At 40.3% G+C, this 26,902-nt stretch carries 24 protein-coding genes; 10 read left to right on the forward strand and 14 right to left on the reverse strand.

Annotated features, from left to right (window positions below; translation table 11 throughout):
* The first annotated feature begins 29 nt into the window (after positions 1 to 29).
* The 4 genes from LAQ65_RS19950 to LAQ65_RS19965 all read left to right on the forward strand — a co-directional run bounded on the left by LAQ65_RS19950 (position 30) and on the right by LAQ65_RS19965 (position 7,262).
* The gene (locus LAQ65_RS19950; RefSeq protein WP_224118781.1) at positions 30 to 1,979 is read left to right on the forward strand and encodes a multicopper oxidase domain-containing protein; all 1,950 of its coding nucleotides are present in this window, start codon (positions 30 to 32) and stop codon (positions 1,977 to 1,979) included.
* Positions 1,980 to 2,223: 244 nt separating this feature from the next.
* Complete coding sequence (locus LAQ65_RS19955; RefSeq protein ID WP_224118782.1) at positions 2,224 to 3,168, forward strand: heme-binding domain-containing protein; 945 nt, start codon at positions 2,224 to 2,226, stop codon at positions 3,166 to 3,168.
* 4 nt (positions 3,169 to 3,172) lie between these two features.
* Complete coding sequence (locus LAQ65_RS19960) at positions 3,173 to 3,655, forward strand: cytochrome P460 family protein (RefSeq protein WP_224118783.1); 483 nt, start codon at positions 3,173 to 3,175, stop codon at positions 3,653 to 3,655.
* 262 nt (positions 3,656 to 3,917) lie between these two features.
* Positions 3,918 to 7,262, forward strand: a complete 3,345-nt coding sequence (locus tag LAQ65_RS19965) for a VCBS repeat-containing protein (RefSeq protein WP_224118784.1) — start codon at positions 3,918 to 3,920, stop codon at positions 7,260 to 7,262.
* Between the two features lie 52 nt (positions 7,263 to 7,314).
* Here LAQ65_RS19965 and LAQ65_RS19970 read toward each other — a convergent pair whose 3' ends face one another.
* From LAQ65_RS19970 to LAQ65_RS20010, 9 genes are all read right to left on the reverse strand, one after another.
* Positions 7,315 to 8,796 carry a RagB/SusD family nutrient uptake outer membrane protein gene (locus LAQ65_RS19970; protein WP_224118785.1) on the reverse strand — a complete coding sequence of 494 codons (1,482 nt, stop codon included), beginning with the start codon at positions 8,794 to 8,796 and terminating at the stop codon, positions 7,315 to 7,317.
* An 11-nt stretch (positions 8,797 to 8,807) separates the two neighbouring features.
* Positions 8,808 to 11,912, reverse strand: coding sequence for a SusC/RagA family TonB-linked outer membrane protein (locus LAQ65_RS19975; RefSeq protein ID WP_224118786.1), 3,105 nt, complete (start codon positions 11,910 to 11,912; stop codon positions 8,808 to 8,810).
* A 1,283-nt stretch (positions 11,913 to 13,195) separates the two neighbouring features.
* Positions 13,196 to 13,543 carry a 2Fe-2S iron-sulfur cluster-binding protein gene (locus tag LAQ65_RS21125; protein ID WP_224118787.1) on the reverse strand — a complete coding sequence of 116 codons (348 nt, stop codon included), beginning with the start codon at positions 13,541 to 13,543 and terminating at the stop codon, positions 13,196 to 13,198.
* A 2-nt stretch (positions 13,544 to 13,545) separates the two neighbouring features.
* On the reverse strand, positions 13,546 to 13,935 hold the full coding sequence (locus LAQ65_RS19985) for a group III truncated hemoglobin (RefSeq protein WP_224118788.1): 390 nt from the start codon (positions 13,933 to 13,935) through the stop codon (positions 13,546 to 13,548).
* 5 nt (positions 13,936 to 13,940) lie between these two features.
* Positions 13,941 to 14,348, reverse strand: coding sequence for a cytochrome C (locus LAQ65_RS19990; protein ID WP_224118789.1), 408 nt, complete (start codon positions 14,346 to 14,348; stop codon positions 13,941 to 13,943).
* Between the two features lies 1 nt (position 14,349).
* Positions 14,350 to 14,610 carry a hypothetical protein gene (locus tag LAQ65_RS19995; RefSeq protein WP_224118790.1) on the reverse strand — a complete coding sequence of 87 codons (261 nt, stop codon included), beginning with the start codon at positions 14,608 to 14,610 and terminating at the stop codon, positions 14,350 to 14,352.
* Between the two features lie 37 nt (positions 14,611 to 14,647).
* The gene (locus tag LAQ65_RS21285) at positions 14,648 to 15,652 is read right to left on the reverse strand and encodes a cytochrome c (protein ID WP_224118791.1); all 1,005 of its coding nucleotides are present in this window, start codon (positions 15,650 to 15,652) and stop codon (positions 14,648 to 14,650) included.
* A 21-nt stretch (positions 15,653 to 15,673) separates the two neighbouring features.
* The gene (locus LAQ65_RS20005; RefSeq protein WP_224118792.1) at positions 15,674 to 17,857 is read right to left on the reverse strand and encodes a cbb3-type cytochrome c oxidase subunit I; all 2,184 of its coding nucleotides are present in this window, start codon (positions 17,855 to 17,857) and stop codon (positions 15,674 to 15,676) included.
* A 46-nt stretch (positions 17,858 to 17,903) separates the two neighbouring features.
* Positions 17,904 to 18,335, reverse strand: coding sequence for an RrF2 family transcriptional regulator (locus tag LAQ65_RS20010; RefSeq protein ID WP_224118793.1), 432 nt, complete (start codon positions 18,333 to 18,335; stop codon positions 17,904 to 17,906).
* Between the two features lie 176 nt (positions 18,336 to 18,511).
* Here LAQ65_RS20010 and LAQ65_RS20015 point away from each other — a divergent pair, with 176 nt between their 5' ends.
* Positions 18,512 to 18,850 (forward strand): DUF488 domain-containing protein, encoded by a 339-nt coding sequence (locus LAQ65_RS20015; protein ID WP_224118794.1) that lies wholly within the window; start codon positions 18,512 to 18,514, stop codon positions 18,848 to 18,850.
* Positions 18,851 to 19,047: 197 nt separating this feature from the next.
* Here the strand turns inward: LAQ65_RS20015 and LAQ65_RS20020 are convergent, their stop codons facing one another.
* Positions 19,048 to 19,344, reverse strand: coding sequence for a hypothetical protein (locus tag LAQ65_RS20020; RefSeq protein WP_224118795.1), 297 nt, complete (start codon positions 19,342 to 19,344; stop codon positions 19,048 to 19,050).
* Between the two features lie 111 nt (positions 19,345 to 19,455).
* On the opposite strand from LAQ65_RS20020, the gene LAQ65_RS20025 reads away from it, so the two are divergent.
* The 5 genes from LAQ65_RS20025 to LAQ65_RS20045 are packed head-to-tail and all read left to right on the forward strand — an operon-like array spanning position 19,456 to position 22,016.
* Entirely contained in the window at positions 19,456 to 19,962 is a 507-nt protein-coding gene (locus LAQ65_RS20025; protein ID WP_224118796.1) for a Crp/Fnr family transcriptional regulator, read from the forward strand.
* Between the two features lie 5 nt (positions 19,963 to 19,967).
* Positions 19,968 to 20,060 carry a hypothetical protein gene (locus LAQ65_RS20030; protein ID WP_224118990.1) on the forward strand — a complete coding sequence of 31 codons (93 nt, stop codon included), beginning with the start codon at positions 19,968 to 19,970 and terminating at the stop codon, positions 20,058 to 20,060.
* Between the two features lie 5 nt (positions 20,061 to 20,065).
* Positions 20,066 to 20,500 carry a hypothetical protein gene (locus LAQ65_RS20035; RefSeq protein ID WP_224118797.1) on the forward strand — a complete coding sequence of 145 codons (435 nt, stop codon included), beginning with the start codon at positions 20,066 to 20,068 and terminating at the stop codon, positions 20,498 to 20,500.
* A 37-nt stretch (positions 20,501 to 20,537) separates the two neighbouring features.
* On the forward strand, positions 20,538 to 20,954 hold the full coding sequence (locus LAQ65_RS20040) for a hypothetical protein (protein ID WP_224118798.1): 417 nt from the start codon (positions 20,538 to 20,540) through the stop codon (positions 20,952 to 20,954).
* Between the two features lie 36 nt (positions 20,955 to 20,990).
* Positions 20,991 to 22,016, forward strand: a complete 1,026-nt coding sequence (locus LAQ65_RS20045) for a multicopper oxidase domain-containing protein (RefSeq protein ID WP_224118799.1) — start codon at positions 20,991 to 20,993, stop codon at positions 22,014 to 22,016.
* 332 nt (positions 22,017 to 22,348) lie between these two features.
* Here LAQ65_RS20045 and LAQ65_RS20050 read toward each other — a convergent pair whose 3' ends face one another.
* The 4 genes from LAQ65_RS20050 to LAQ65_RS20065 all read right to left on the reverse strand — a co-directional run bounded on the left by LAQ65_RS20050 (position 22,349) and on the right by LAQ65_RS20065 (position 26,897).
* Positions 22,349 to 22,687, reverse strand: coding sequence for a hypothetical protein (locus tag LAQ65_RS20050; protein ID WP_224118800.1), 339 nt, complete (start codon positions 22,685 to 22,687; stop codon positions 22,349 to 22,351).
* 197 nt (positions 22,688 to 22,884) lie between these two features.
* The gene (locus tag LAQ65_RS21250; RefSeq protein WP_224118801.1) at positions 22,885 to 23,025 is read right to left on the reverse strand and encodes an ATP-binding protein; all 141 of its coding nucleotides are present in this window, start codon (positions 23,023 to 23,025) and stop codon (positions 22,885 to 22,887) included.
* A 159-nt stretch (positions 23,026 to 23,184) separates the two neighbouring features.
* On the reverse strand, positions 23,185 to 24,561 hold the full coding sequence (locus LAQ65_RS20060) for an Ig-like domain-containing protein (protein WP_224118802.1): 1,377 nt from the start codon (positions 24,559 to 24,561) through the stop codon (positions 23,185 to 23,187).
* A gap of 566 nt (positions 24,562 to 25,127) precedes the next feature.
* Positions 25,128 to 26,897, reverse strand: coding sequence for a hypothetical protein (locus LAQ65_RS20065; RefSeq protein ID WP_224118803.1), 1,770 nt, complete (start codon positions 26,895 to 26,897; stop codon positions 25,128 to 25,130).
* Between the last annotated feature and the right edge of the window lie 5 nt (positions 26,898 to 26,902).

Raw genomic sequence — 26,902 nt, forward strand, 5'->3', positions numbered from 1 at the left:
CGTTATATTTAGAAAATACCATAAAATATATGCTAAAAGCCCTACTGGCGCAATTCATATATATACTTCTACTGATTAGCCCAACAGGATCTGAAAAACTTATAACAAGAAATACAAATGCCGAAAGGCAGTATATTTCCTGTGGCAAAGGAAAAGCGCTTTCACTGGATCAACTTCCAAGAATCAGGATTCCGCGACTGATATATCCGGATGAAAAGTCCGACTATCCACTGGTTGTCGCAAACGACAATACCGTTCCTGCCGGTAAGCTTAAGGGCAAAGTACTTGAACTGCAGTTAGAAGTTGTATGGAGTGATTTTTATCCGGAAGCAGCCAACCACCCGGGTCTCAGGATGGCTACCATTTGCGAGAAAGGAAAAGCCCCTTCCATTCCGGCACCGCTGATCCGGGTGCCAACCGGTACCAAAATACATGCTGTATTACACAATACACTGAAAGATTCATCGGCAATTTTCTTTGGTTTGCAGAAACGTCCCGCGTCCGTCTGTGACAGCATACTGCTGAAGCCAGGGGAAACAAAAGAAATAAGTTTTGAGTCCGGGATGGCAGGCACTTACCTGTATGGGTTAAAACTGGGTACCCATCCCCCGGATCATGAAGAGCAACAATTAGGAGGTGGTTTTATTATTGACCCTTTAGGCGGATCACCGCCGGACCGCGTGCTGGTATTGAATATTTTCAGTTTCCCAATTGATACGGCACTTTTAAAGAATGGCGTCCTGGAATCTTTAACCATAAATGGCAAATCCTGGCCTTATACCGAACGAATTACGCCATCAGTTGGCGACACCATCCGCTGGAGGGTTATCAATAGTACAATTCGAGAGCATCCAATGCACCTTCATGGATTTAATTTTACTGAATTATCCCTTGGATCCCTGCTTACTGATAGTGTGTTCAAACCGGGCTATGAACCAAGGATTGTAACACAAAGCATGGGCGGGCAGTCAACAATGACCATGAAATGGGTGGCAACCCGTCCGGGGAATTGGTTGTTTCATTGTCATCTTTCCTTTCATGTCACCCCGGAAATACGATTGCCCGGGGCAGCAGAACTGGATCCGCCCAACGAAAATCCACATATGGCCGGACTTGTGGTTGGTATTAATATAAAACCCGGACCCAGTGATTTGATTACAAAAGGACCGCCAAACGAGTTTACCCTGTATGCTAACCAATACTTACCCCGAAATTCACCACGCAATGGTTTTTCATTATCACCGGATTTCAATCCCGACACAAATACAATATCAACACCGGGACCTTTACTTTTATTGAAGCAATATCAACCCACTTTTGTTACAGTGATGAACCGCATGCAGGTACCGACCAGCGTACATTGGCATGGACTTGATTTGGACAGTTGGGCGGATGGCGTACCGGATTGGAGCGCATCCGATGGTAAAATGTCGCCCTCTATTCAGCCGGGGGGAAAGTTTACCTATAAATTGACCCTGATGAGGCCAGGCACATATATTTACCACAGCCATTTTAATGATGTACACCAGGTAGCAAGCGGACTTTATGGCCCCATCATAGTAATGGGGGAAAATCAAACTTACGATCCGAAAACTGATCACTATTATATAGTGGGCTGGAAAAACACAAATCCACAAACCATGCAGGATTTGGAATTGAACGGAAGTTTTGAACAGCCAACACAAAAAGCCCGGATTGGTGAAACGCACCGCTTGCGGCTTATTCATATTGCCCCTGCCGGAGATATAAAAATGAGGATGCAATTAGACAGTGTGCCCGTTCCTATAAAGTTTATTGCAAAAGATGGAACTGATCTGCCACCCATACAGCAAACTACCCTGAAGGAAAGTGCCTTTTTTGGTGTTGGTGAAACTGCAGATTTTGAATTCAAGCCATTAAAAGCAGGCATTTATAATTTCCAGGTTATCATAGTCGATGGGGTATATTTCTGGAACCAAAAATGGATTGTAACAGATTGAGTAGAAGACTTAATAGTTTGCTTTTAGATTCCTGCCATATTTTATAAAGTTGCTTGCTGTATAGCCAGGCCAACCAACTGATAATACTCTTGTCGAATATTTAATGGCAATTTCCGGGACGAATGACTGAATACCCCATGGCTATTATCTTTGGATGCGTTAGCGCACTTATCCTACCCATTTACTCTTGTTTACGGCGTACCGGTTCGGTTACAATAAATGATCAAAATAAACCTATAGAAATATGAAATTCCTCATCAAAAAAAGGATGTTACGGGTAATCTCATTTCTGCTTTTAGGTTTTATAATTATTCAGTTTATACAGCCACACATCGAAAATCCTCCGGTAACCGGGGATATTGCAGCGCCACTGGAAGTAAAAATTGTTTTAAAAAAAGCCTGCTTCGACTGCCATTCCAATGAGACACAATTACGCTGGTTTGACAGGATATCACCAGTATCCTGGATTGTAGCAAAAGACATTGAGGCTGGTCGAAGTGCTGTCAACTTTTCAGAATGGAATAACCTCCCTGTGGCACAACAAAAAGATAAATTCTGGCAGATTGTAAATTTTGCCATTTCAGGGGTTATGCCCCTGAAGCAATATACACGTATGCATCCTGCTGCAAAGCTATCGGAAGGTGACCAGGCTATATTGAAAAATTATGTATCAGGTATGGCATCTCCGGGGACATACGACACTTCTAAAACCATGGAAGCCTTTGAACAATTTAATCAATGGCAAAAAGGTGTTGGCAATACTTCCATTCCAGTGGCATCTAATGGCGTGGCATATGACCCAGATTATAAAAACTGGCAGTCTATCAGTACTACCGATGCTTTTAGTAACGGCACCATGCGGGTAATTGTGGGTAATGCAGTTGCCATCAAAGCGATTAAAGAGAATAATATCCGCCATTGGCCGGATGGATCGGTGTTAGCAAAAATACAATGGGACCAGTTGGCTGATAAAGAGGGGAATATTTATCCAGGCAAATTTAACCAGGTGGAATTTATGGTAAAAGATAGCAGGAAATATGCTGCCACCGAAGGTTGGGGTTGGGCCAGGTTTAAAACGATTGACCTGGTCCCTGATGATAAGGATGCAAGGTTTGCGTCAAAGTGCATTAGCTGCCATCGGCCTGTAAAAGACCTGGATCATGTATTTACATTTCCTGTTAAACTATAATGAGATGAAAAAATTGACGCATATAGCAGGTGTATGCTTATGTTTATGGATATGTTCCTGTACAAATAACGGCAACCTCCCCAATAACATAAATACCAGGGCATCGATTCGGGATTCTTTTGAATTTAGTCCTGCCGGATTGAAAGTAATTACCAGTTTCATACATAAAAAGTCAGGCACCATGTCAACTTTATACGGTAATCCCCAGGCACTTAAAAGCGCCGGCAGGTTTAATAAAGCGTTAGCGGGTGGCGAAATATTCACCCTGGTTACCTGGAAGCAACAGCCAGATGAACACTGGTTTGGTGCCAATATTCCCGGTGATTTGCTATCAGTAGAAGTATTGAAAACAAATTTGACCAAAGCGCATGTTACGATGAACTACCAGCGATATGAGGGTAAAACATTAGGCCTGCATTCAGACACCTTGTATAAAAGTGAAAGGATAAAGTTGATCCTTGACCAAAGGCCGTCTGTAATGCCCTGATATTTGGCTGTAAATGAGCAGCAAATTACCAAAGCCATCAAGGGAAAATAAGACGAATATATCATTGCTTCAACGTTTGGCTTTGAAATTGATGATAGTGCATAACAGCCGGTTAAGAAAAATGATAGTATGCACGAATAGATAATTCTGATTCCACTAAACAAATAATGGGGGGAGCTTATAGGTTGGCACTCACGAACCGAACCGTGATTTTTTCGTTATTATTAAAAAAACTAGCTTTCCAACTATTAATCAAACGACAGTGAAATCACTTTATCTTCTTTTCACCTTATTAGTTCTTAACGCCTGTTCCGGGAAAAAAGATGCAGCGCTTTTGTTTACTGAAATACCAGCAAGTCATTCCCATATTGATTTCCGGAATGATATAAAAGAAACTGTAGACTACAACATCGACACCTATGAATATCTATATAACGGTGGTGGTGTGGCGACTGGCGACCTTAACGGTGATGGATTGCAAGACATTGTATTGGGAGCAAACATGAGCCCTGACAGGATATATCTTAATAAAGGCAATTTACAGTTTGAAGATATCACGGAAAACTGCGGGTTTCAAAGCAGGGAAAAGTGGAAAACCGGTATTGCAATAGCAGATATCAACGGTGATCACCTGCCTGATATATATTTATGTTATTCAGGACCGGGCACAGACGAGGACAGAACAAATGAATTATACCTCAATACCGGCATCACAAATGGGATCCCGCATTTCAGGGAAGCTGCAAAAGAATACGGGCTCGATGCCCCGGGTACTTTTACAACAATGGTGAATTTCTTTGACATGGACAATGATGGCGATCTCGATATGTTTATGGTCAATCATGCGGACATGTTTTACAATCCCTTTTTCAATTCCGAAAAATTGCGAAAGACGAGGCACCCGAAATTTGGAAACCGCTTATATAGAAATGATAATGGACATTTTACAGACATCAGTGAACAGGCCAATATAGACGGCAGTGGTTTGAACTTTGGTTTGAGTTGCGCTATCAGCGATTTGAATAATGATGGATGGCCGGATATCTATGTCACTAACGATTACGACGAAAGGGATTTCCTCTACCTCAATAACCAAAATGGAAGTTTCAGGGAAGTATTAAATACTGCAGCCCGTCATATTTCAGAATTCTCTATGGGCTCTGATATTGCAGACTATAACAATGACGGGAAACCTGATATAATGGTATTGGATATGCTTCCCGAAGATAATTACAGGCAAAAAACATTGAAGGGCCCAGATAATTATGATAAATATATGCTCCGCTTAAGCCTTGGGTTTCAGCGGCAGCAAATGCGAAATACCTTACAGCTGAATAATGGCAATGATAAAAATGGGGTTCCGATATTCAGTGAAATAGGCCAGCTTGCAGGTGTTTCCAATACCGACTGGAGCTGGTCGCCCCTGTTTGCTGATTTTGATAATGACGGCTGGAAAGACCTGTTTGTTTCAAATGGAGTGCTGAGGGATATGACAAACCTCGATTTTGTAAAGTATGGGCAAACCTACTCCTCTAAATCAAAAAGCCCTTTACAGGATAAAACGAAAATGTGGGAACAAATCAGCCAGATGCCTACACCTGCTTTACATAATTATATATACCGGAATAATCACGACCTCAGTTTTACAAATTCAACCGCGGCATGGGGAATACAAAAAGACATGGTGAGCAATGGTGCTATATATGCAGACCTGGACAATGACGGCGACCTCGACCTGGTGATTAATAACCTGAATAGTGAAGCATCCCTATATCAAAATAATGCTTCCGGAAAAAGAGATGCCCATTTTTTAAAAATCCGGTTAGAAGGTGACCGGCAAAATACGCAAGGTATCGGGGCAAAAGTTTTGATCAGCGCTGCCAGTGCCAAACAGTTGCAGGAGCAATATCTCAGCCGCGGCTTCCAATCCAGTGTAGACGCGGTCATGCACATTGGCCTTGGCAAAGACAGTGTCGTCAATGACATAACCGTTCGCTGGCCAGGCGGGAAAGTTTCGCATGTTCAAAACCTGAAAGCGGACACTACACTCGTGATCAAAGAAAATACGGCCATTGCGGCAGTTGCCGACACTATTCCTGAAGATCAGTCCATGTTTGCAGATATTACTGAACAATCAGGTATTGATTACACGCACCAGGAATCCGGATTTGTTGACTTCAGTGTTAATAGCCTGCTTCCCTTTCAATTGTCCAAAACAGGTCCCTGCCTGGCAAAGGCTGATGTGAATCATGATGGGTTGGAAGATCTGTTTATTGGGGCAACAGCGAAACAGGAAAGCAAACTCTACCTGCAGCATCCGGATGGTCGATTTTCTGTTTCCCCCAGTGAACCATGGAATAGTAAGACCGCAATAACCAATACGGATGCTTTATTTTTTGATGCAGACAGGGATGGCGATCCGGACCTTTACCTGGTAAGCGGTGGGGCTGAATATATGCCCGGCAGTAAAAATTACCAGGATAGGATTTTTGAAAATGATGGCAAAGGGAATTTTAGGGAAGTTGACAACGCTTTACCGGCAGAGACGGTAAGTGGCGCCTGTGCACGGGCAGCAGATATTGATAAGGATGGGCTGCCGGACCTGTTTATAGGTGGTATGAATTCACCAGGCCAATTTCCTGTTGCACCGGAGAGTTATATATTGAAAAATAAAAGCCGCCCCGGATCAATTCATTTTGAAAAAGAAGACGCCATGCACTATCCGTCGTTGAACAGGATAGGCATGGTTACGGATGCAGTATGGGTTGATATGAATAAAGATGGCTGGGAAGACCTGGTGGTGGTGGGTCAATTTATGCCCATTCATCTATTCATTAACCAGCAGGGAACATTACTTGATAAAAGTGCTGATTATGGGTTAGCCGAGACCAATGGCTGGTGGCGTCGCCTGTTTGCCGATGACCTTGATGGAGACGGCGATATTGATTTCATCGCAGGCAATATCGGCTTAAACTCTCCTTTTAAAGCCAGTAGCCAGGAACCCATCAGTATCACCTATGGATCATTTTACACCCCGGGGGTTATTAATCCTATTTTCTGTTATTATAATGGTGGTGTTAATTATCCATGGAATTCAAAAGATGAATTAGCCAGCCAGGTTCCCACAATACAACAAAAATTTTTACGCTACGAGGAATATGGCAAGGCAGGGCTATCAGATATTTTTACCAAGGAGCAGCTGGCAAAATCAAAAACGATCAAGGCAAAAATGCTGCAATCCATCTATCTGCAAAATAACGGCAACAATACTTTCACCATTATTCCATTACCATTAGAAGCACAGGTTAGCGCAATACACGGTATTATTCCATTCGATTATAATAACGACGGTAAAAAAGATCTCCTTATAGGTGGCAACTTATATCCTTTCCGGGTACAGACCGGGCCGCTGGATGCTTCTATAGGGCTTGTATTAAAAGGAAATGGCACTGGTCAATTTACGCCCCTTACCTATTCACAAACCGGGTTACTGATCGATGGCGATGTCAGGAATATAATTAGTTTGAAAACAAAGAACGGGAGCGCAATTATAGCAGCGAAGAATAATGGCAAGGTACAGGTGCTAACAAAACGGGGAAAAGGTTGAACCTTTTCCCCGTTTGAGGTATTTGTTAAAATGAATGTTTTGAAACAATCTATTATTGGTAGCCAGGATTTTGTTTTATTGTTCCATTACTGATATCAATCTGACTTTGCGGGTAAGGAAGGAGCCGATGCTTAGCTGGATCAAAAGTTCGCTTGGGCTTATAAGTTCCTTCGGCCGGTAAATTGTTATACACTTCAGCTGCGAGTCCCCAGCGTACAAGATCAAAATGCCTGTCACCACCTTCAAATGCAAGTTCGTGTTTACGTTCATACATTAAGTCATCAAAGGTTGGCGCAGCAATTGGATCAAGGCCGGCTCTTTCACGCACCAGGTTAAAAGGCACTGCCGCTGCCGCTACAGGAACAGTCCTGTTTTGTGGTCCGCCACCGCTAAGATTCATGATCGCTTCGGCATCCAACAGGAGGATATCCGAATAACGAAGCGCTGCAATACTCAATCCAGGTGCCAGGTTATTATATTCCTGCTCAAACGGTCTTTGGAATTTTACGCAAACAACCGGTGATTGGTTATTTGGCGCTTTCAGTACATCCGTTACACCGAAGTACGTAACAACATCAACATTACGTTTGGCAACAGTAGCAGCTTTTCGTTCATCGCCCTCTTCATAGGAGTCATAAAAGTTTTGTGTTGCACTGACCAGCCTCCAACCATTTCCTAATGGCTCGTCATGGGCCCCACCCCAAACATCATTGGGTAAATAAAGTGTTCCGGTGATCGGATATTCCCCTTCCCTTGCGCCGAGTACCCAAAGGTTCTCGCTTGCATTATCATGCTCGATCGTAAACAAATCCCTGAAAACAGGATACAGGGAATGCTTACCAGAATTAATCACCGTTTCAGCGGCATTTTTTGATTCTGTCCATTTTTGCTGGTAGGCATATGCTTTCGCCAGCAAACCCCAGGCAGCGCCTAAACCAGGCCTTCCTTTTTCATGATCCCATGAAAGTTGCGTTGTTGCTTCCAGTAAAACCCTTTCGATATTTGCCCATGTATCCGCCTCAGTTGCCCTTGTTAAAGGTGACTCCGGGTTAGCCGGATCATAAAGCGGTACGCCGCCATAACGGATTACTTCCGTAAAATAAGCCCAGCCCAACAGGAAATTGGCTTCTCCCAATATCCTTTTCTTTTGTGCTTCGTCCATTGTAATGTTTGGCACATTAGCAACAACATCGCTGGCTCTTTTAATAACCTGGAAATATTCAGTATAGCTGTTAAGACTAAGGTCATTTTCTGTATTCTGGTTAGCCCTGAATTCAGACATAGCTATAAAATCGGGATAATTGTCATTCTCATACCCGATATCGCTGAAGGACTCCATGCTTGCCCATTCCTCACCACCCAGGGCTTCTTCACCCTGGAGCGGTGTATACGCACCGGCCAATGCAGACTCAGCCTGGTCTGCTGTTTGCCAGAACACAGCGCTGGTAAACGTATGTGGTTCCTTATCAAGAAAACTCTTGCTACATGAGCTCAACATGCTCAATGCCAGTATGATGATTGAATATTTTTTCATGAGCTTCATTGTTAAAAGTTAAAGTTAATTCCGAATATAAAGGCCTTTGCCTGGGGATAAGCGCCCCGGTCTACGCCGTAAATATTGCTGTAAGAGTTCACGTCAGCACCTATTTCCGGATCAAAGCCTGAATATTTAGTAATTGTAATCATGTTCTGCAAAGTAATAAAAGCACGAAGTTTGGTTATTTTTTTACCGATCAGGTCTTCTCCGAATGTATATCCAACTGTAAGATATTTCATGCGTAAAAAGCTTCCGTCTTCAATATAAAGGGTATTGAATGTTTTATTACTATTCAAATCCTTAACAGTCACCCGCGGAATTGTTGTGCTCTTCGAAGTTGGTGTCCACCTGTCCAGGATATCAGTGCCATTGTTATAACTGGTTCCCTGCATGAATATTTCTCCCAGTTTCATACCATTGAAAATTTTATTTCCCTGGGTGCCTGTCCAGAACATATTGAAATCAAAACCAGAATAACCAGCTGATATATTAAATGAATAAGACAATTTCGGGAAACTGTTTCCTGCATTTACCCTGTCTTTAGCGCTAATTACGCCATCTTCATTTGCATCCAGGAATTTTACATCGCCAGGTACGGCGCTGGGCTGAATTACGTTACCATTCTTATCCTTATAGGCATCGATTTCTTCCTGTGTCTGGAAAATACCCAATGCCTTCAAAACGTAGAAATGTCCGATTGCCTCGCCTTCCGCTATTCTTCCTACTAATGTATTCTTATAATTAGAAACGAATATTTCATTGCTTCCTTCAACACCTAGCGTTTCCAGTTTATTTGTTACGGATGAAACGTTTGCTGTTACCTGGTAAGTAAATTTACTCTTCGGGGCACTCCTGTAGGTGGCACCCAGTTCGAATCCTTTGTTAGATACAATACCTGCATTCTGGAAGGGAGCAATTCCTACGCCGTAAGAAGCAACAAGCGGAACCTGTACCAGGACATCTGTTGTTCTGCGGTCAAAATAATCTGCCGTTACCAGCAAGCGGTTTTTCAACAATCCCAGATCAATTCCAATGTCGGTTTGGGTAGTTACTTCCCAGTGAATGTTTGTGTTCGCCATACTGTTTTGTGCAACCGCTGTATATGGAACGCCGTTCAAAGTTGGCGATCCCACACTGCTGATTGTACTAAAGTATTGGTAGTTGGGAATTTTATCATTTCCCAATTGGCCCCAGCTTGCGCGGATTTTTAATTCAGATACAGACTCTTTCAGTGGAAAGAAAGATTCATTTGATAAGCGCCATCCTCCTGATATAGAAGGGAATGTACCCCACCTGTGATCCGGTGCAAACTTGGAAGATCCATCCCTGCGGATGTTTCCTGCCAGCAGGTACCGGTTATCAAATTCATAGGTCACCCTTCCGAAATAACCCTGCAGGCTATAATCATCAGCGCTACCATTGGCGTGGTTAGGAAAGGTGCCCGCATTGTCATAATACCTCAATGCCGGATCCTGGTTGCTGAAGTTAAGTGCAGTACCTGCGCCGGTATATTCATAAATACCAGACTCAGCAGACATACCCGCTAAAGCGGTTACATGGTGCCTGTCGATTGTTTTGTCAAAACTTATCGTGTTGTTCCATACCCAGACATTATTCGTAGCATAATTTTCGGAAAGGCTGTTTTGTGTAAGGCCACGTCCGCCACCGTCTGCAATGGCTACAAAATTTTTACTCTTTGAAAATTGCCAGTCATATCCAAAATCTGTTTTAACTGTGAACATTTTCAGGAACTTATATTCCAGGTATATATTTCCGATAAGGCTCGCTCTTTTTGTTTTATAATCACGGCTGTCGAGGGAAGCTACCGGGTTTGGAAAATCACCGGAAGGTGCTCCATAAATTTTATTGGCCTGATCCACGTACACCGGTATATCACGGAAATTAAACATGGCAGAACTTAACACACCATCATAATCACCCCTGGTTTCTGCGGTCTTTGTATCAGAAAGCACTACGGAAAAATTCTCACCAAACGTAAGGTTTTTAATGAGTTCATGCTGGCTGTTAAACCGGATATTATATCGTTGAAAATTACTGCCTTTTAATATACCGTCATTATTCAGGAAACCAAGACTGAATGAATAGTTGGATTGACCTGAACCACCCCTGATTGCCAGGTCCTGGTTGGAAATATAGCCTGGTTGCAGGATTTCGTTAAACCAGTCAGTACGGGTAACCGCATGATCGGGATTATTATAGTAATCCCATATTGGATCAGTTGTCGGTGTACCATCATTTGTAAGGGCTTCCTTATGAATCATGTTCCTATCTGCTGCATTCAAAGCTTCAGGCATTCTCCATGCACTCTGGATACCCTGGCTGGTATTGAACGAAACATTTGTTTTCTGGTTTCTTTTTCCTTTTTTGGTTGTAACAATTACAACACCATTACCACCCCGTGAACCATAAATTGCAGCTGAAGCCGCATCTTTCAGAACAGAAATATTTTCAACATCTGCCGGGTTCAAACCATTAATATCCGGTGCTATAATACCATCAACAACATACAGTGGACTATTGTTATTAATAGTACCTGTTCCCCTGATCACAATATTTGTACTTCCACCAGGTTCACCTGAGTTTTGGATAACCGTTACACCCGGAGCCTGCCCTTGCAGCGAGTTAGCAACAGACTGGTTGATCCCCTGGTTGATTTTGTCGCCGGAAACCGAAGCAATTGCCCCGGTAACATCTACTTTTTTCTGGGTACCATAACCAATCACGACTACTTCCTCATTGGTATTGTCCTTTTTTACCAGGGTTATATCAACGGGGCCGGATTGTGTAACAGTAATTTCTGTTCCATTGAAACCGACAGATGAAATCACCAGCACTGCCTTTTCACCAGGAAGCGTGAGTTTAAAATTTCCGGAACTATCGGAACTTGTCCCGGTTTTCGTTCCGCGCACCACTACTGAGGCTCCCGGTACCGGATTTCCTTTGTCGTCCATTACTTTACCGGTAATATTCAGATTGGTTTGTGCATTGGCAAAAATGCAGACAATACAGGTCAACCAAACTGTGAAAAGACCCCTGATTGTAGGCGAAAGCCAGACCGGCGCGGGCCTGAATGGAAGGCGTAGCAAGTTCATAAAGTTAGTTTTAGCTTAAAAAAAAGGCATTGAAAACGGTCAGTAAGAATTGTTTTGGTGAAAAAAAATTAATCCTGGCCGGTGTAAGCGACAATGATATTAACTATCTGTAATATATCCATCCTGTACTATCCTGCAAATTAATTCCTTGTTATGAGGTAGTAATCTTGTCCTGCAATGCTTATCACGGTTTGTTCCTGGCGGTTAAAGGTACAAATTCAAGATAAAAAACGGGGCCTGCGCCATTTGAAAAACCCATTATTTACAGGATACTTATCTTGAATTCCCATAATTTTTCAACCTCTTGCTATAATTACCTGTAGGTGAGCCATTAAATATCATAATGAGCCAATGATTGGTATATATGAGCCAATTATTAAGGTAAATGAGCCAATTAAATCGGGCCGAATCATTTTTACCGGGCATATCCAGGTCTTCGGGAAAGGGGTGCGCCAGTCTATGGGTGGCCGTTGCTTTTGACAGTTTATCGAACGCCAGGTATGGGAATTTACCTGTGGCGCGGTAAGAAGGAAGTTATCGAGGAAATTGGGTATTATTCTATGCTGTTGTACGTTGGATGGCTTATCGCCGGGCTTTGGCCGGAAGGCCTAAAATGCAGTGTGACAAGGGCTTTTACCGCGTAGCCTGTTATTGTTCGCAGACCGACCTATGCCAGGCCAGATAATTCCTGGCATTTTATTTGTCCTGTACTAAACTGAACCTGGCGCATATCGGGAATTGCGCAACACAGCGCTTTCCATTGAAACTGTTTTATACGATCTGTTTACACATGGCGACCAGGGTACCGGTCATTAACAGCATTTGCCATCCTACGTAATCCTACGTAATCCTACGTCTTCCTACGTCTTTCCCAATGCCTCCTTATAACCATCTTATAACCTCCAGCTATTTATCCAGTAGGTGGAACTGTATTAATACCCATTACAAAATCGATAGTTGACTTTTTCTGGTAATTCTTTCTATTCGTATTACATCATCAGTTATAGTCCAATGATACTTTTACAAATTTTTTAAATTGATATCCATATTGTTCGCCGATCCTTTTGAAATAGACATCAAACAGGTATTGGTGTCAGCTTCAGCCAAAGTTACAGGCATCATCACATGCAATTCATCAAGTCCTTTAAAGCTGTTATTGCCGGTATGTATCAGCGATAAACCATACCGGGTATAGATTGTAGTGTCGTTGAGAATACAAGTTACTGATGTATCAAGGGTTGCAGCGGATCGGGCAACATCATTTCAAATGATAAATGCAATGATTATCCTTCCCCTTGAATCGTAATCACTGCTCCATCGAGGTCTGCATTAATGAATAGCTGGCAGGACAAACGGATACTTTTACCGGATAATCCCGCTTTACCAATAGTAGCCGCTTCGTTTCTTTCCATTATATTGGCATCACCACTTAAGCCAACTACTTTAACCATGCAGGTCGCACAACGGCCCTGCCCACCACACGCGCCAAAATTTTCCAGGTACATCTGGTTATTAAGCAGTGTCATCAGGTTCCGGAATTCACGCGAATAAGTCTTTACAGCATATTCTTCACTGGCATTTATAATGGTAATGGATATTTCATCTCTTTGCTCATTCATAAAGTATCTCACTCCTATACCAGGTTTTTAATACCCGACTTTTTGTAGTGCTCAATCTTCATTTCAAACAGTTCGGCCATTTTAGCGGCCCGCCAGCTGGCTTCTGCTGCTTTTTCGCCTGTAAATAATTCATCAACAGTTGGGGTGAATAATTCCATCCATTTTGCAAAATGTTCATGCCCCACGGGCAGTTGAGCATGCGGTGGAAAGGGGCTGCCAAAATAAGTATGCTCCCCCAATAATACTGTTTGCCAGAAGCAGTACATTTTTTCCAGGTGTTCAGGCCAGCGATCCTGAATCCGTTCATTAAAAATGGGGCCTAATAATTTATCTGTTCTTATTTTATCATAAAAGCGATTTACAAATAGTTTTACATCTTCTATAGTAAGTATATCCTGCTTCATAGCTCTTAGGCTTTCAGTGATAAATAGGTCAATAAATAGTATAGCGCCCAGCCTGCAAACCCAATGATCAGAATCCAGACCCAGGAAGGAATACTTTTAGGCGTTTCACTTCCTTCTATTAAAAATATTTTCTGGTCTCCTTTACCGTAAGCATTGATCATTATTGGCAACACCCCATCCACCACCGCATTTTCCCGGATACCTTCCACATCAATAGCCGGTCCGTTTCTTACTTCAAAGGGAATAAGCCTGATGCCTTCTTTACCAGTGGGATCTTTGCTTACAATTTTAAGTGTATGCTTTCCATCCACCAGTTTACGGGTATCCAGCTCAAAATTTACGGGAGAAATAAAAGCCGCAACGGGCTGCTCTTCATCATCAATAAAGACAACTATTTTGCTTTTATCTTCCATATTAGTCAAGATTTAATATCAAATGTTTAATGTGAGTAACTGATTTTTCACCAGGCTTTAACAACCATTTTATTGAATAGAAAAGGGTGGCGACAACAATAACGGACGCAAATGATATGATAAGAAAATCCCAGTTGCTTTGCGGGCCTGCACCATGTGTAATACCTCTTAAATACCGGGGCTGGGCTTTTTCACAAGTCGGGCAGGCAAAAGCCATTAACCCTGTTATCAACATAGCAACGATCAACATTATCTTTTCCATTGTAATTAATTTAATGTTATGTACGTATTACCTGTTTTTACTTTGGAGCCTGCAGTTTTACAAAATCCATGATCTTCTTTATTTCTTCTTCTGTTACTTTTTTTGCATTGTTGCCCCAGGCGCTTCGCTCGTGGTTCATAATGGCAGCAATTTCTGCAGCATTTAAATTGGCATTGGTACCCACTGGTGGCATAACCCCGTAGTCTGCACGGGCGTCATAACCGTTCATGATGATACCCACATACAATTCGAGGTTATCACCATTTACTACCGGGCTGCCTTTTAATGGCGGAAATGCACCAGGTAACCCTTCACCGTTTGGCTGGTGACAGCTCTGGCAATTAGCGGTGTACAAGGCAGTACCGTCAATATCTTTTGCTGCAGTGGCAGTACCTGCCTGCTTTTGTTCACGTTTATATAAAAAATCGGCAGCCAATATTCCACCGGTCAGTTTGGTTTGCTTAAGAGATTGCAGGTACGCAATTAAATAAAGTGCATCTTTTGATGCTACTACTTTTCCATCTTCGCCATTCAGGTATGCTTCAGGAACATTTACTGTTACATCGCCTTTTGCCGGCTGTTTTGTTATAGAAAACAACCAGGGATAAGCTGGCATGACAGATTCTTTTACTACGATTCTTGGATTAAATAAATGTACCAGGTTCCAGTCCCTGCTGGGTTGGCGGTTACCAATATCGGTAAGATCCGGACCGGTACGTTCAGTACCCATTAGTGTAGCTGTATTTCGCCAAATATCTGTACGATGTATGCCTGCATAATCTGCTGCCATGCCCGGCCTGGTACCCCATACCTTATCCATATCCACGTTTCGCACCTGCTGGGTATGACAGGCCACGCAACCATTGGCGATGTAAATATTTTTGCCTTTTACAGCATCTTCACTTAATGCTTCTGCCGCTGGTAATGGTTTATTATTCTTTTGATTACTGAGTGCCGGAAGAATGGCAACAAACACGGTTAACCCTGCAAAAAACAGAAACGCTGTCCTGAAAAGCTTTTTATGATTATTGAAAAATTCCATTTGTACTGTAATAATAAATGATTAAACAATTTTACCTGGCGCAGTCATTTGTAGTTGTAATTTTTCGAGTGCTGCTTCTTTCACGTCTACCGTTTCATACCTGCTTATCATTTTGTAAAAATTGTAAGCAAAGAAAATATGAGACAGCCACATAAGGCTGCCGCCAATAGCCCGCCACAACCAGTAGGGTGCCATGTGTACCACCGTGTCTATAAATGGTTTTCCGGCAATCCACATTTGTCCCCTTAATGTGCTGCCAATCATGAGTGGCACTGTGTAAAACATCAGGCCAATTAACGCTAACCAAAAATGAGCACCTACTGTTACCTGGGGAGCTTCTTTGCCTGTTAGTCTGGGTATCACCGCATACATACCCGCCCATAAGAAAAAGCAAATGATACCATACATGGTAAGATGAGAATGGGCAACCGTAAAGTCGGTGAAATGCCACATCAGGTTGGTAGAACGAAATGCTTCTGCCGTTCCCTGTAACGAACCGGTAAAATAAAATATGATCCCTACCAGGAAAAAAGGCAGGGTATAACTTCCTGCAATTTTATGCCAGGCTCCTTTAAACGTCATTATAAAATTAGTGGTACCTGCTACTACAGGTATTATCATACCAACGCTGCCTACAATAGCAACTGTTTGTAACCACCAGGGGATAGAACTAAAAACAAAATGGTGTGTGCCTATAAGCGTATAAAATAAAATCTGTGTCCAGAAGGCAAGTATACCAAGGCTATAAGAATAGATAGGCCGGTTTAATTGCTGTGGAAGCATATAGTAAACGATACCCAATGTAAAAAGCATGAACCACATGCCCACGCCCTGGTGCATGTAATAGCCCTGTATAATTGTTTCCCCCAGTCCATCCTGCCAGACAGGTATATAAGCTACAGCCGTGATGGTTAATGCAAACATAATTGCAGAAACAATATACCAGTTGGAAATGTAAATTTCCTTTGTTTGTCGTTTTGCAATGGTTTGAATAAAGTTGATGAGGGTAAGTATCAACCCGATACCGAATAATAACATGACCGGCCAGATATATTCCCGGTATTCGCCACCTCCATTATTGATACCCGCCATTAAAAATATAGTTCCCAGTATAACTGCTGCATTGATCAGGTAAAGTGCATACCATCCTTTTTTTATGCTTGCCAATGGGGTATTGCTTACCCTGGGAACAATGTAATAACCCAACCCCAGCATTCCCAGCGATGCCCAACCCCAAAATACAGCATTGGTATGAACAGGGCGAAGCCGGCCAAAACTTAACCAACTGATATGGTCTACATCCGGTGCCACAAATTTGATACCCACATATTCACCAATGGTTGTACCAAATAGCAGCCATAATGCTGCGCAGCCAAAATACCACAAAATGAGTTTCGATAATTGCGGGTCAATGTTCGGTCGTTTCTGCGCTTTCTTTTTACGGGCAATAAAATTAATATACCCTTCTGTTTCTATATTGCCCACCAACCCTTTTTTATCATCCGGTTCTTTTTCGCCGGATAATTCATGATGGGTAAGCTTATAATCCAGTGCAGCTTTTCTTTTTGCGAGTACTTCGGTACCTTCTTCCTCAGTTAAGGTAGACAGGTAGTCCGCAAATAGAGCCGCATCATCAAGGTCCTGCCTGTCGCGTTGTTTCCGGAGCATATTGGACAACTTTATAATCAGCAACAGGATAGCAGCCAGTATGGGAATTAAAATCAGGGTAATGGTGATCAGGATACCACCATCAGTGAAAATACCTGCATTTGTTGTTTTAGTTTGAGCAAATAGAGAATCAACCGGAAATAAGGCTGCCAGTGCGGTATTGCCAATTAATACAACTGATTTTATGCTCCCTGAACTTTGCGCGTTCTTATGTAAACCATGCTGCTGGTGTTTGAGCTTTAATACCATTTCAATCTGGCGGCTATTCATGTTTTTAAGATACTTTTCAAATTGATGGGTACTATTTCCCGTCTTTTTATCCCTCATTTTTGCAACAAGCCCTTTAACCTCAAAAGAAAGATAGAGTGCTGCAAAAAGAATAGCCAGTAACACCACCATCAACAAAACCATGAGGCCAATAATATCCGGAGAAGGCGAAAATCCGGCAGATTGTGATTGTGCCAACACTGTTATTGGCAAACAAATGAATGCAGGTAATAACCATTTGGGCCTGATTTCTTTAAAACAAACTTGCATATAAATTAGTTTAAGACCTTTTACTCTTCTTTTATATTAAAAAAAATTACCTTTTTAAGTATTTTTCTCCCAATTCCAAAGAGGTATTATAATCGCCCAGCTTGGCGTTTTGCAGCATCGATTTGATATGCTTTCTAACAACAACAAACTCATCATGAACAGGACAAGGCATTTTTGCTGAACAACTTTTTAACCCTAAACCACAGCCTGTAAATAACTTATCGCCATCAACAGCATATACAATATCTGCAAGACTTTTCTTTAACCCTGCATTGTCCAGGTAAAATCCACCGGTAGGCCCCTTTGCTGATAAAACCAGTCCTTTCTTTCCAAGATCCTGTAATATTTTGGCAATAAAAGGCTCAGGTGAATCTATCGCCCTGGCAATTTGTTTTACCCCAACTTTAGCGTCATTCACTGATTTCTGCGCTATAAAAAGCATTGCCCTGATGGCATATTCACAGGTTTTTGATACCATTTTGCTGTTTTATTCCGTGCGAAGATATTAAAGAAAGCCAAATAAAAGAGTTTATACTCTTCTACTATAAAAACAATATCAAAATATTTCCAAAATCGAAAGCAGAACACCATTATAGATTATTCCCTAACTTTTCCAATGATGTTTATATAACTTTATCGTTTACCGGATTATAAATGAAAGCAACCATTAAAAGAGTTTACGCAGCTGCTGATAAAACAGATGGCACGCGGATATTAATTGACCGGCTATGGCCAAGAGGCCTTTCTAAAGAAGCTGCACAGGTTGATGTTTGGCTGAAGGATATTGCTCCCAGTACTGCGCTGAGAAAATGGTTTGCACATGACCCCAAAAAAATGGATGCCTTTACCAAAAAATATATCCTGGAACTGGAACAAAACCCCGGTCCTGTTAATGAGTTAAAGCAGCACATGAAAAAAGGTAAAGTAACTTTACTATACGGGGCAAAGGATGCAACCTGCAATCATGCGTTGGTATTACAAAGTTTTTTATAACCATCTATCTATTTGTTATACCTGTTAATTACTATTTTCCCATTTTTTTTATCAGCTTTCTTCCATGCACCATAATTTTTTGTGTTCGTTTCGGCGAATCATAATTATGTTCTTTCTGCTTTTGGTTGCTGTAGTATTTCAGAATATCAGTTGTATAAACATAAGGCAGGCTTCCTTTTAGCAAATCCTGAATGTTATCATAACCAACACCCATTGTTCCTGGGGCAAAATTTCCTGTTAAACCAATAGCAATAGCTCCGATTGCAGGCCACCACATCCAGTGAAAATCTCCCATAAAAAGCAAGACTCATAATTAATGCAATAAGTGAGACCAGCAGTTTTGCGAGAAACCCGATAAGAATTGCATTTATAACAGCCTGGATTCCCAGGTAGAAAACCCTTTCGTTGACCATCGAATTCCTGAGTACTTCATTTTTCCTGAATAGCTGACTTAAGGATGTGGAAACGGGCGTGCTTTCATCAATTCTTGCCATAGCGTAATAGTCTGATCCGACTTTTATATTGCTTTTACAATATTTTATATAGCTTTATGACAATTTTTAATAGTTTTAATATTACTTTAGCAATGTTCTTAAACTTATGCGATGAAGGATGATACCTGTGATTTAAGCAGTTGTTTTTTGTGCAAACATTGTATTCCTGAATGGAAAGAGGTTATTGCTGTAAGGAAAAAAACGATCTCTTTTAAAAAAGGAGAGGTAATATTCAAGGAAGGAGATAAAGTAAATGGTATCTACTTTCTTTATTCAGGTGCTGCAAAAGTGCACAAACAATGGGTAGACGACCAAGAACTGATTATTCGTTTTACCAGGGCAGGTGATATACTTGGGCATCGTGGTATAGGTGCCGGCGACCTTTATCCTGTTTCGGCTACTGCTTTGGCAGAATCAACAGCCTGCTTCATAACAAACAGTTTCCTGGAAAAAACACTCAGGGCCGACCATGCTTTTACCTACCGTCTGATGCAATTCTATTTCGCCGAACTGCAAAAGGCCGAAATGCGTATGCGCAATCTTGCCCTAATGGAAGTTAAGGACAGGATATTGCAGCTTATTCAGGGACAACCTATGAAACCGATTTTAAATTCTTAAAGATCCTGACTACCGCCAAAATCATAAGCGCTTCAGGTAAAAGCATCCGGATTATTGATGAAAGCAAACTCCGGAAGATTGAGGAAAATGCAAAATAACAACCATGAAACATTATAATGACCTGGGTGAAAAGGAAAGAGCGCAATTATTAAAATTTCCCGCCTATATATCATTGCTGGCCTCCACTGCAGCAAATGGAATTGATAAAAAGGAAAAGAAAGCAGTAGTAAAACTGACACATATAAAAACATTTTCCTGTGATCCATTACTGGCAGACTTCTATAAAGAAGCAGAGCAGGGTTTCGAAAAAACAATCACTGACCTGGATAATGAATTACCCCGCAACAAGGAAGAAAGAACAATTTCCATCTGCCAGGAATTGAATAAGCTGGAGCCAATACTAAAAAAACTGGAGCCCCGGTATGTAACTGTCCTGCGGCATAGTATGGAATCGTATAAGCAACATATTTCAAAAGCACACCATAATATCCTGGAGTATTTTATTTTCCCGATACCCATTGACGGTATATCCTATTAGCCATTGAATATTCCCTTAATCATAAAACATTTTACTAATGGAAAATGAAGTTAAAAAATCAATATTTTACCGGGCCTATATGACCACGGTCTTTACGGGCATCTCTACTACCATACTTACCATGTTATATGACCTGGTAATCGTTGACCTATTCAACTTTCCTTCCTACGCGATGATCAATGTGGCTACCCTTATTTTCTTTGTTAACATTCTTTTTCTCGCTATTGGATTCATCTATTATGGGTTTATCAGCCTGTTTAAAAAAGGAGATATTTTTTTCACCATTGTCTCAATCCTGCTTACTGTTTTCCTGGTATGGGAAGCGGAAGCCCATACTGTGAATATGCAGTTCAGGGATTTATTAACCGGGATCATTATTATTATCGGAATAGCAGCATCACTGGCAATACCTTTCTTATTCCATAACAAGAAATTTGAAGAATATATTCTTTAGGTGCATGGAAGCCTTAAACATTTAATCACTTTCATAATGAAATATGTTTTTCTTTTCGGCGGGCTACTCATTGTATTTACTGCTTGCCGGCAAAACGACACATCAGCAGGTTCAAAGAAGGTATACGGATCTGCCAATGCTATCGTAACAAATCAACCTAACCACGAGACTGCCAGTAAAGGACCGTTAGCATACGGACCTGATGTTCCCAAAATTCAGGATGGCGATACAATTGATGTCAAATTTGATGTAAGGCATCAATTATTTCATATTTCAAGTACTGTTGCTTACACAGCATGGATGTTTGGAGATGCAGTTCCGGGTCCGGTTTTAAGAATACGTGTTGGGCAAACGATACGTTTTTCCATGACGGACCGATCTAATGATTCTATGTCTAATATGGCAATGCATATGAACATGATGCCCATGCCCCATTCAATAGATTTTCATGCTGCCATGGTCAACCCGGAAGATAAATACAGAAGTATCCAGCCTGGGGAAACCATAAATTTTACCTGGACAGCAAATTACCCCGGCGTATTCATGTATCACTGCGGAACACCCATGGTGCTCATGCATATGATCTACGGTATGATAGGAATGGTTATTGTTGAACCGAAGGAAGGCTATCCCGGGAAGGTTGATCAAGAATTCGCCATAGTTCAAAATGAATTCTACCTTAAAAAGCAGGGAGCCAACTATATCCCAGATACGGCGATTGCAAGGTTAAAGCAACCAACCCAGGTAACCTTTAATGGAAAGGTGGGGCAGTATGTAATTAACCCTTTAAAAGTTAAGGCAGGTGAGAGAATCCGCCTGTATATATTGAATGCAGGGCCAAATAATGCAACGGGTTTTCATATAATAGGAACCATCCTGGACAAAGTCTGGCTCGATGGTAATCCACGAAATGAATTGGCAGGCATGCAATCCGTTTATCTTGGTCCCGCCAGCAGCGCGGTTATCGAATTTGTCCTTCCGGAAAAGGGCAGGTATACCTTCGTTGACCATTCATTTGCAGATGCTGAAATGGGTGCAATAGGCGCATTTGAGGCACAGTAATTGATCTGAGAAAACGGAAGCAAACTGTATTTTCCCGGCTGTGGCATTTATTCAGAAATAAATACCAATTGCCGACGCATTATTTCATCAACAATTGATAAATTTTGTTGGTGTAATTTTATTAATAATTACATTATTATTTATGGGCAGAAGTTTGAGCCAATTTTTCCGGAGCAAAAACACTTTAATTACAATAAAACCAGCATTCCCAATTCAAAAAAATGGCATATACAGCATTAGCAGAGCTATATTCAATCAGGATTCAATAACAAAAAGATTGATTACTTAAATAAAGATTTAGATAATAAACACCGAAAAATGATTTAGTACTTTTAAAAAGAAGATTTTCCATGTATTAAAATGTCAACCAACATAATTATACCGATGCCGCCAACAATAAACGCCCAATATTGCATCTTAATAAAAAACAATGAATGATTTGGTCTGAAAACAACTTCTTGTCCAGTTTGTTTGTCAATCATTGTTCTGTCCTTTGTAGTGGCATTTAATTTGTTTCCAATAACCCAAATTACACCTGCAGAAATAATAGCACCAATCGCTGCACCCATGTCTTCTGTCGAACCGATTTTTCCAAAAAGCAAACTCAAAATTGCACCAATGGCAACTGCAATAACGAGAACCAAAAAGCCATAGCCTTTCCAAATAATCATAAACTATATTTTAAATGTTTGTCAATAAAATTTTATTGCCTGCATTTCATTTAGCACACAACACTGAAAAGTACGCATAAAATCAATTCTATTATATGTGTGGATATTACTACTAACGTGACCACATTTTTACGCGACAAATGGTGATTTATAATTATGTTTCTTATTCAGTTATTCGTTGGAAGTTACTTCTTTCTTTACGCTTGGATAATTCTATCTAGAATGGCATCGGCAATGGTTAACTCTCCAATTAACTCATACCATTTACTTACGGGAACCTGGGAAGTTAAGAACGCAGATATCTTTCCATGTTGTTCTTCAATGATATCCATGAGCATCGTTCTGTTTTATGCATCCATGGGTTGTATCTCAAAATCATCCACACTTACATCAGCTTGGTACAAATGCCTGGATGAATAAGAGAAGTTGAAGACAAATATTGAATAGCGAATTGTCCGGCGAGAACAAAAGATGATAAGAATTTTAACTTTTAAATTTTAAAATTGCTTTACGGCAATCGCATTAATCATAGTAGCATCGGCTGCTGTGATGTAAGGAATTATTTCTACGTACTTGTTACCAACTACTCTCCAGTATTTTGGAATTCGCTTGCCATCATTTTCTTCTTCAAACCCTGCCAGAAAAACATTATCGTCAATAACATACACAGAATAGGCAATAGCATTGGTTATTCCTTTGGTTACATCAAAAGATGTAACTGTGCTGCCGTTTACTTTCCAAAATTTGGCAACTCTTTTTTGTGCAGCATTTGTTTCATAGCCGGAAATGTAGATGTCTTGCCCTTTTATAAACATAGCCGTGGGTGCTGCTTCTGCACCAGCTCTTGAAAGAGTAATTACTGAGCTGCTGTTATTTTTCCAAAGCTTAGCTGCTGCTACGCAGTTTGTATAGGGACATCCATCCGTACCTGCTACATATACATCATTGCCTATTATTCCAATTGCGGAGGCAGTGCTGTATGAACTATAGCCGGAGAAAACAACAGAATCAGCAAACTGGTTTTTCCAGAACCTTGATGTTTTATAATAATTATCAAATGCATTGTTCCCGGCTATTAAAACATCTCCATTAGCAGTTGTTGTTATTGCATTGGCTTCTGAATAAGCAGTGTTATTATCAAACAGGGGTATTTCTGTAATGCCTGCCGGTGTTGATTTCCAGTAGAAGGCATTGGTTTTCTCGTACGTACAGTTATTAGGACAGCCCGGATCAAAAGATTTAAAACCGGCAATATAAACACTTGTATCTGTTACTGTGAGTGAAGTGGCCATGGTGGATACATTATCAATTTCGGCTGTTAGCTGTACCGGGTTTTCATTTTTCCAGTAGGTAGGCACCCGCCATAAATTGGCAGTTACGGTATAGCCTGCTATGTATACATCATTACCTGAAAGTGTAATCGCATTGCCCTCAAAAATATCATAATGGCCGCCAGGCAAATTTTTGTATTGCCCGTTTCTCCAATAAAAGTTTTTACCGGTAAGGAGAACATCATATTCTTTAAGCACCTGTACCACTGCGGTGGCTTTTACCTTGCTGTCTATTTCGCTGTTACCTGTTATCACCACCGTGCCTGCGGACACGGGTGAAACCGTTCCATAAGCATTTACAGTAGCTATATTATTATCGCTGCTGCTCCATATTATCCTAGTGTTGAGGGTATCAGCAGGCGTAAATATAGCGGTTAACTGGAGTGTGGCATTCATTACCAGCAATGATGTATCAGGGCTGATACTAAGCTTTTGTTTGGTAGTTGTATCAGGAGGAATGGCAGGAGGAGTATTAGGAGTATCCTTGCTACAGGATGATAGAATTAAAATGGCAGACAAGATAAAAAAGAGTTGCTTGCGCATTCAGTCAGGTTTTATTTTTCAAATGGCGATTTATTTTAAAATTATAAAATAATTATAGTAATATATAATCGTTTGATTCTATCAGGAATTCCCAATCCAGACTAAAGCGTCCGATAATCCGCTACCCCGGGTAATCTTTGCCTTTATCTGTTTTTTGTATTTCAAATTGGAATAGGTTTGACAATCTAATCCAGGACATTAGATTTTTACTTTCCGATACAGAACTTATAAATACACTACAGATAACGGTTTCATGTTAATGAGGTACAAATGGGGAACAATTTTATAAACTTATTAAAATATAATTGCTAAAGATACAACATACCCTTCCTAAGCCACTGATGCCCATTCCTTGGCTTTTCTTCCACATTCAACACTTCCTATACCCCGCTCTCATTTAAACGGCTCTTAGAATCTTCTCTTGTGGCAGTCCAGACACCAAAGCGGTGGATGTGTTCTTAAAATTATATTTAGGCATCCTTAATTAAAATTCATGTAAAATTTTAAAAACCACAAAAGGTCCTTTGAGGCTAAATACAATTAGTTATAATAATAAAAAATAATTTCTAACGAATTACCTTCTTCCAAATTTTGCTTTTTTTGCCAATCTTTGTACCTAATAATAACCCATATTCTCCATCCTTTGTTTTGGTAACTGGCATGTCAGACTGCCTTATTTCCAAAATTTCAGTAATACTATAATCACCTGATGATTCAATAATTAATTGTTCACCAACATACAATTCAACGTCCTTAATTTTCACTATACAAACAGTACCTCCTTTCAAAATCTCAGAAGGTTCATATACAAATACAAGGTCAGTTGGCTTAAATTCGATTAGCCCAAAATTCAAAAATGTTTTCATGGCCTCAGATTTTGAGATCAAACCAGATTCAATATCAAAATACAATTTAAATAATTGCCATGTGGTAAGTAACCCTCTTTCATCATGTAATGCATCATTAACTTGAGTATCAGTAAATGGAGGATTCTTCCTTGTTAATGGGGGAAGATGTCTTTGATGATTCACTATATATAAAGCATACACATCAAAACTTTTTCTTTCCTTACACCTTCTATGCTTGATTTTTGAAATTTGACTGCAATTAGCATCAGTTGATGTGCCACCCAACCCTTTGCATTCAATGATTAATAACCCCTCGTTAATGGCAATTTGTATGTCCTCTTCAAATATTGTTGAAGTATTAGAAATAGAATCATACTCAGTAACGCCAGAAAAGCCTAGCCACGACAAATATTTAATTATTGCCTTAACTAAATTGTCTCCAGATTCGATCAACATATCATGTAAGAATGAATATCGTCTTGTATTCTCAGCAATGGCTTTTTCAAATTCTAAAATCCTTTGTTCATATTCCAGCTCAACTACCCTCTTGCTGTCTACAAGTTCCTTGTGATTTGGCAACCAATAAATAGGTTCTTTTTTCCAATTATACTTTGTAGCATATGGGAATATTTCCGGATGAATTGATGGGGCAATTTGTTGAAGGAAAGATTTTAAAAAATCATCTTGACTACTTATTTGTGGGAATACATAAAGTGAAAAATAATTATCCTTTTTAACAAAGGAAATTATTTCATTTTTTGTATTCGTAATTAATGGCGAGAATGACTGATCAACTTTTGATTCAAAACCGTTAAATGTCATTGGTATTTTGAATGTTTGATGATACTTTATACCATTTTTATTCCTTTCCAAAAGTGAATAAAGGTCTGCATTAAATTCATTTAAAATCACAACCTCTTCACCATACATTTTTTTTCCCAATTGGATGGCATCACTAAATGAATAAATATTAATCGTATAATTTTCTCCATTCGATTCATTACTTCCAATAACACTTACAGTTTCGTAATCAATAGTATAATCATCCGATCCAAAACAAATTATAATATGTTTTTTTCCTTGCATCTTATCTAACTCCATTTTTAACACAGCCGCTCCAAATGGTCTAGGATCAAATAAAGTTTGGGGATATCTGCTAACAAAATAATTTGCGTGATTTTGCGCGTGACTTTCTTTTGTATTTTCGCTCCAGAAATAGTTCTTTGTATTAAAATTATTTAGATCAATAATAACAATATCGTATTCATGAAGGTTTTCTGGAAATTCATAGTTTGAAACCAATTTTTGTGAATCGTAGGGGTTTTTCTTTGGAACTCTAACTTTTGAACCTAATGTTCCTTTAATTAAATTAATTCCACAATCCCTTAATGCTAAAAAAACATCATCTGAAATATCAATTACACAGACTTTAGGTTTTGGTGTTGTTTCAATATCCAATGCTTGCACAATTTGATTTTTACCTAACATAGTTG

Origin of the sequence: Flavihumibacter profundi (assembly GCF_020076305.1) — a bacterium.
In the GTDB taxonomy this organism is placed as follows: Bacteria; Bacteroidota; Bacteroidia; order Chitinophagales; family Chitinophagaceae; genus Flavihumibacter; species Flavihumibacter profundi.

Excerpts from the sequence above, each read along its gene's own strand:
- LAQ65_RS19950 (WP_224118781.1), top strand. The coding sequence starts at position 30 with ATGCTAAAAGCCCTACTGGCGCAATTCATATATATACTTCTACTGATT.
- LAQ65_RS19955 (WP_224118782.1), top strand. The coding sequence starts at position 2,224 with ATGAAATTCCTCATCAAAAAAAGGATGTTACGGGTAATCTCATTTCTG.
- LAQ65_RS19960 (WP_224118783.1), top strand. The coding sequence starts at position 3,173 with ATGAAAAAATTGACGCATATAGCAGGTGTATGCTTATGTTTATGGATA.
- LAQ65_RS19970 (WP_224118785.1), bottom strand. The coding sequence starts at position 8,796 with ATGAAAAAATATTCAATCATCATACTGGCATTGAGCATGTTGAGCTCA.
- LAQ65_RS19975 (WP_224118786.1), bottom strand. The coding sequence starts at position 11,912 with ATGAACTTGCTACGCCTTCCATTCAGGCCCGCGCCGGTCTGGCTTTCG.
- LAQ65_RS19985 (WP_224118788.1), bottom strand. The coding sequence starts at position 13,935 with ATGAAGCAGGATATACTTACTATAGAAGATGTAAAACTATTTGTAAAT.
- LAQ65_RS19990 (WP_224118789.1), bottom strand. The coding sequence starts at position 14,348 with ATGGAAGATAAAAGCAAAATAGTTGTCTTTATTGATGATGAAGAGCAG.
- LAQ65_RS19995 (WP_224118790.1), bottom strand. The coding sequence starts at position 14,610 with ATGGAAAAGATAATGTTGATCGTTGCTATGTTGATAACAGGGTTAATG.
- LAQ65_RS21285 (WP_224118791.1), bottom strand. The coding sequence starts at position 15,652 with ATGGAATTTTTCAATAATCATAAAAAGCTTTTCAGGACAGCGTTTCTG.
- LAQ65_RS20005 (WP_224118792.1), bottom strand. The coding sequence starts at position 17,857 with ATGCAAGTTTGTTTTAAAGAAATCAGGCCCAAATGGTTATTACCTGCA.
- LAQ65_RS20010 (WP_224118793.1), bottom strand. The coding sequence starts at position 18,335 with ATGGTATCAAAAACCTGTGAATATGCCATCAGGGCAATGCTTTTTATA.
- LAQ65_RS20015 (WP_224118794.1), top strand. The coding sequence starts at position 18,512 with ATGAAAGCAACCATTAAAAGAGTTTACGCAGCTGCTGATAAAACAGAT.
- LAQ65_RS20020 (WP_224118795.1), bottom strand. The coding sequence starts at position 19,344 with ATGGCAAGAATTGATGAAAGCACGCCCGTTTCCACATCCTTAAGTCAG.
- LAQ65_RS20025 (WP_224118796.1), top strand. The coding sequence starts at position 19,456 with ATGAAGGATGATACCTGTGATTTAAGCAGTTGTTTTTTGTGCAAACAT.
- LAQ65_RS20035 (WP_224118797.1), top strand. The coding sequence starts at position 20,066 with ATGAAACATTATAATGACCTGGGTGAAAAGGAAAGAGCGCAATTATTA.
- LAQ65_RS20040 (WP_224118798.1), top strand. The coding sequence starts at position 20,538 with ATGGAAAATGAAGTTAAAAAATCAATATTTTACCGGGCCTATATGACC.
- LAQ65_RS20045 (WP_224118799.1), top strand. The coding sequence starts at position 20,991 with ATGAAATATGTTTTTCTTTTCGGCGGGCTACTCATTGTATTTACTGCT.
- LAQ65_RS20050 (WP_224118800.1), bottom strand. The coding sequence starts at position 22,687 with ATGATTATTTGGAAAGGCTATGGCTTTTTGGTTCTCGTTATTGCAGTT.
- LAQ65_RS21250 (WP_224118801.1), bottom strand. The coding sequence starts at position 23,025 with ATGCTCATGGATATCATTGAAGAACAACATGGAAAGATATCTGCGTTC.
- LAQ65_RS20060 (WP_224118802.1), bottom strand. The coding sequence starts at position 24,561 with ATGCGCAAGCAACTCTTTTTTATCTTGTCTGCCATTTTAATTCTATCA.
- LAQ65_RS20065 (WP_224118803.1), bottom strand. The coding sequence starts at position 26,897 with ATGTTAGGTAAAAATCAAATTGTGCAAGCATTGGATATTGAAACAACA.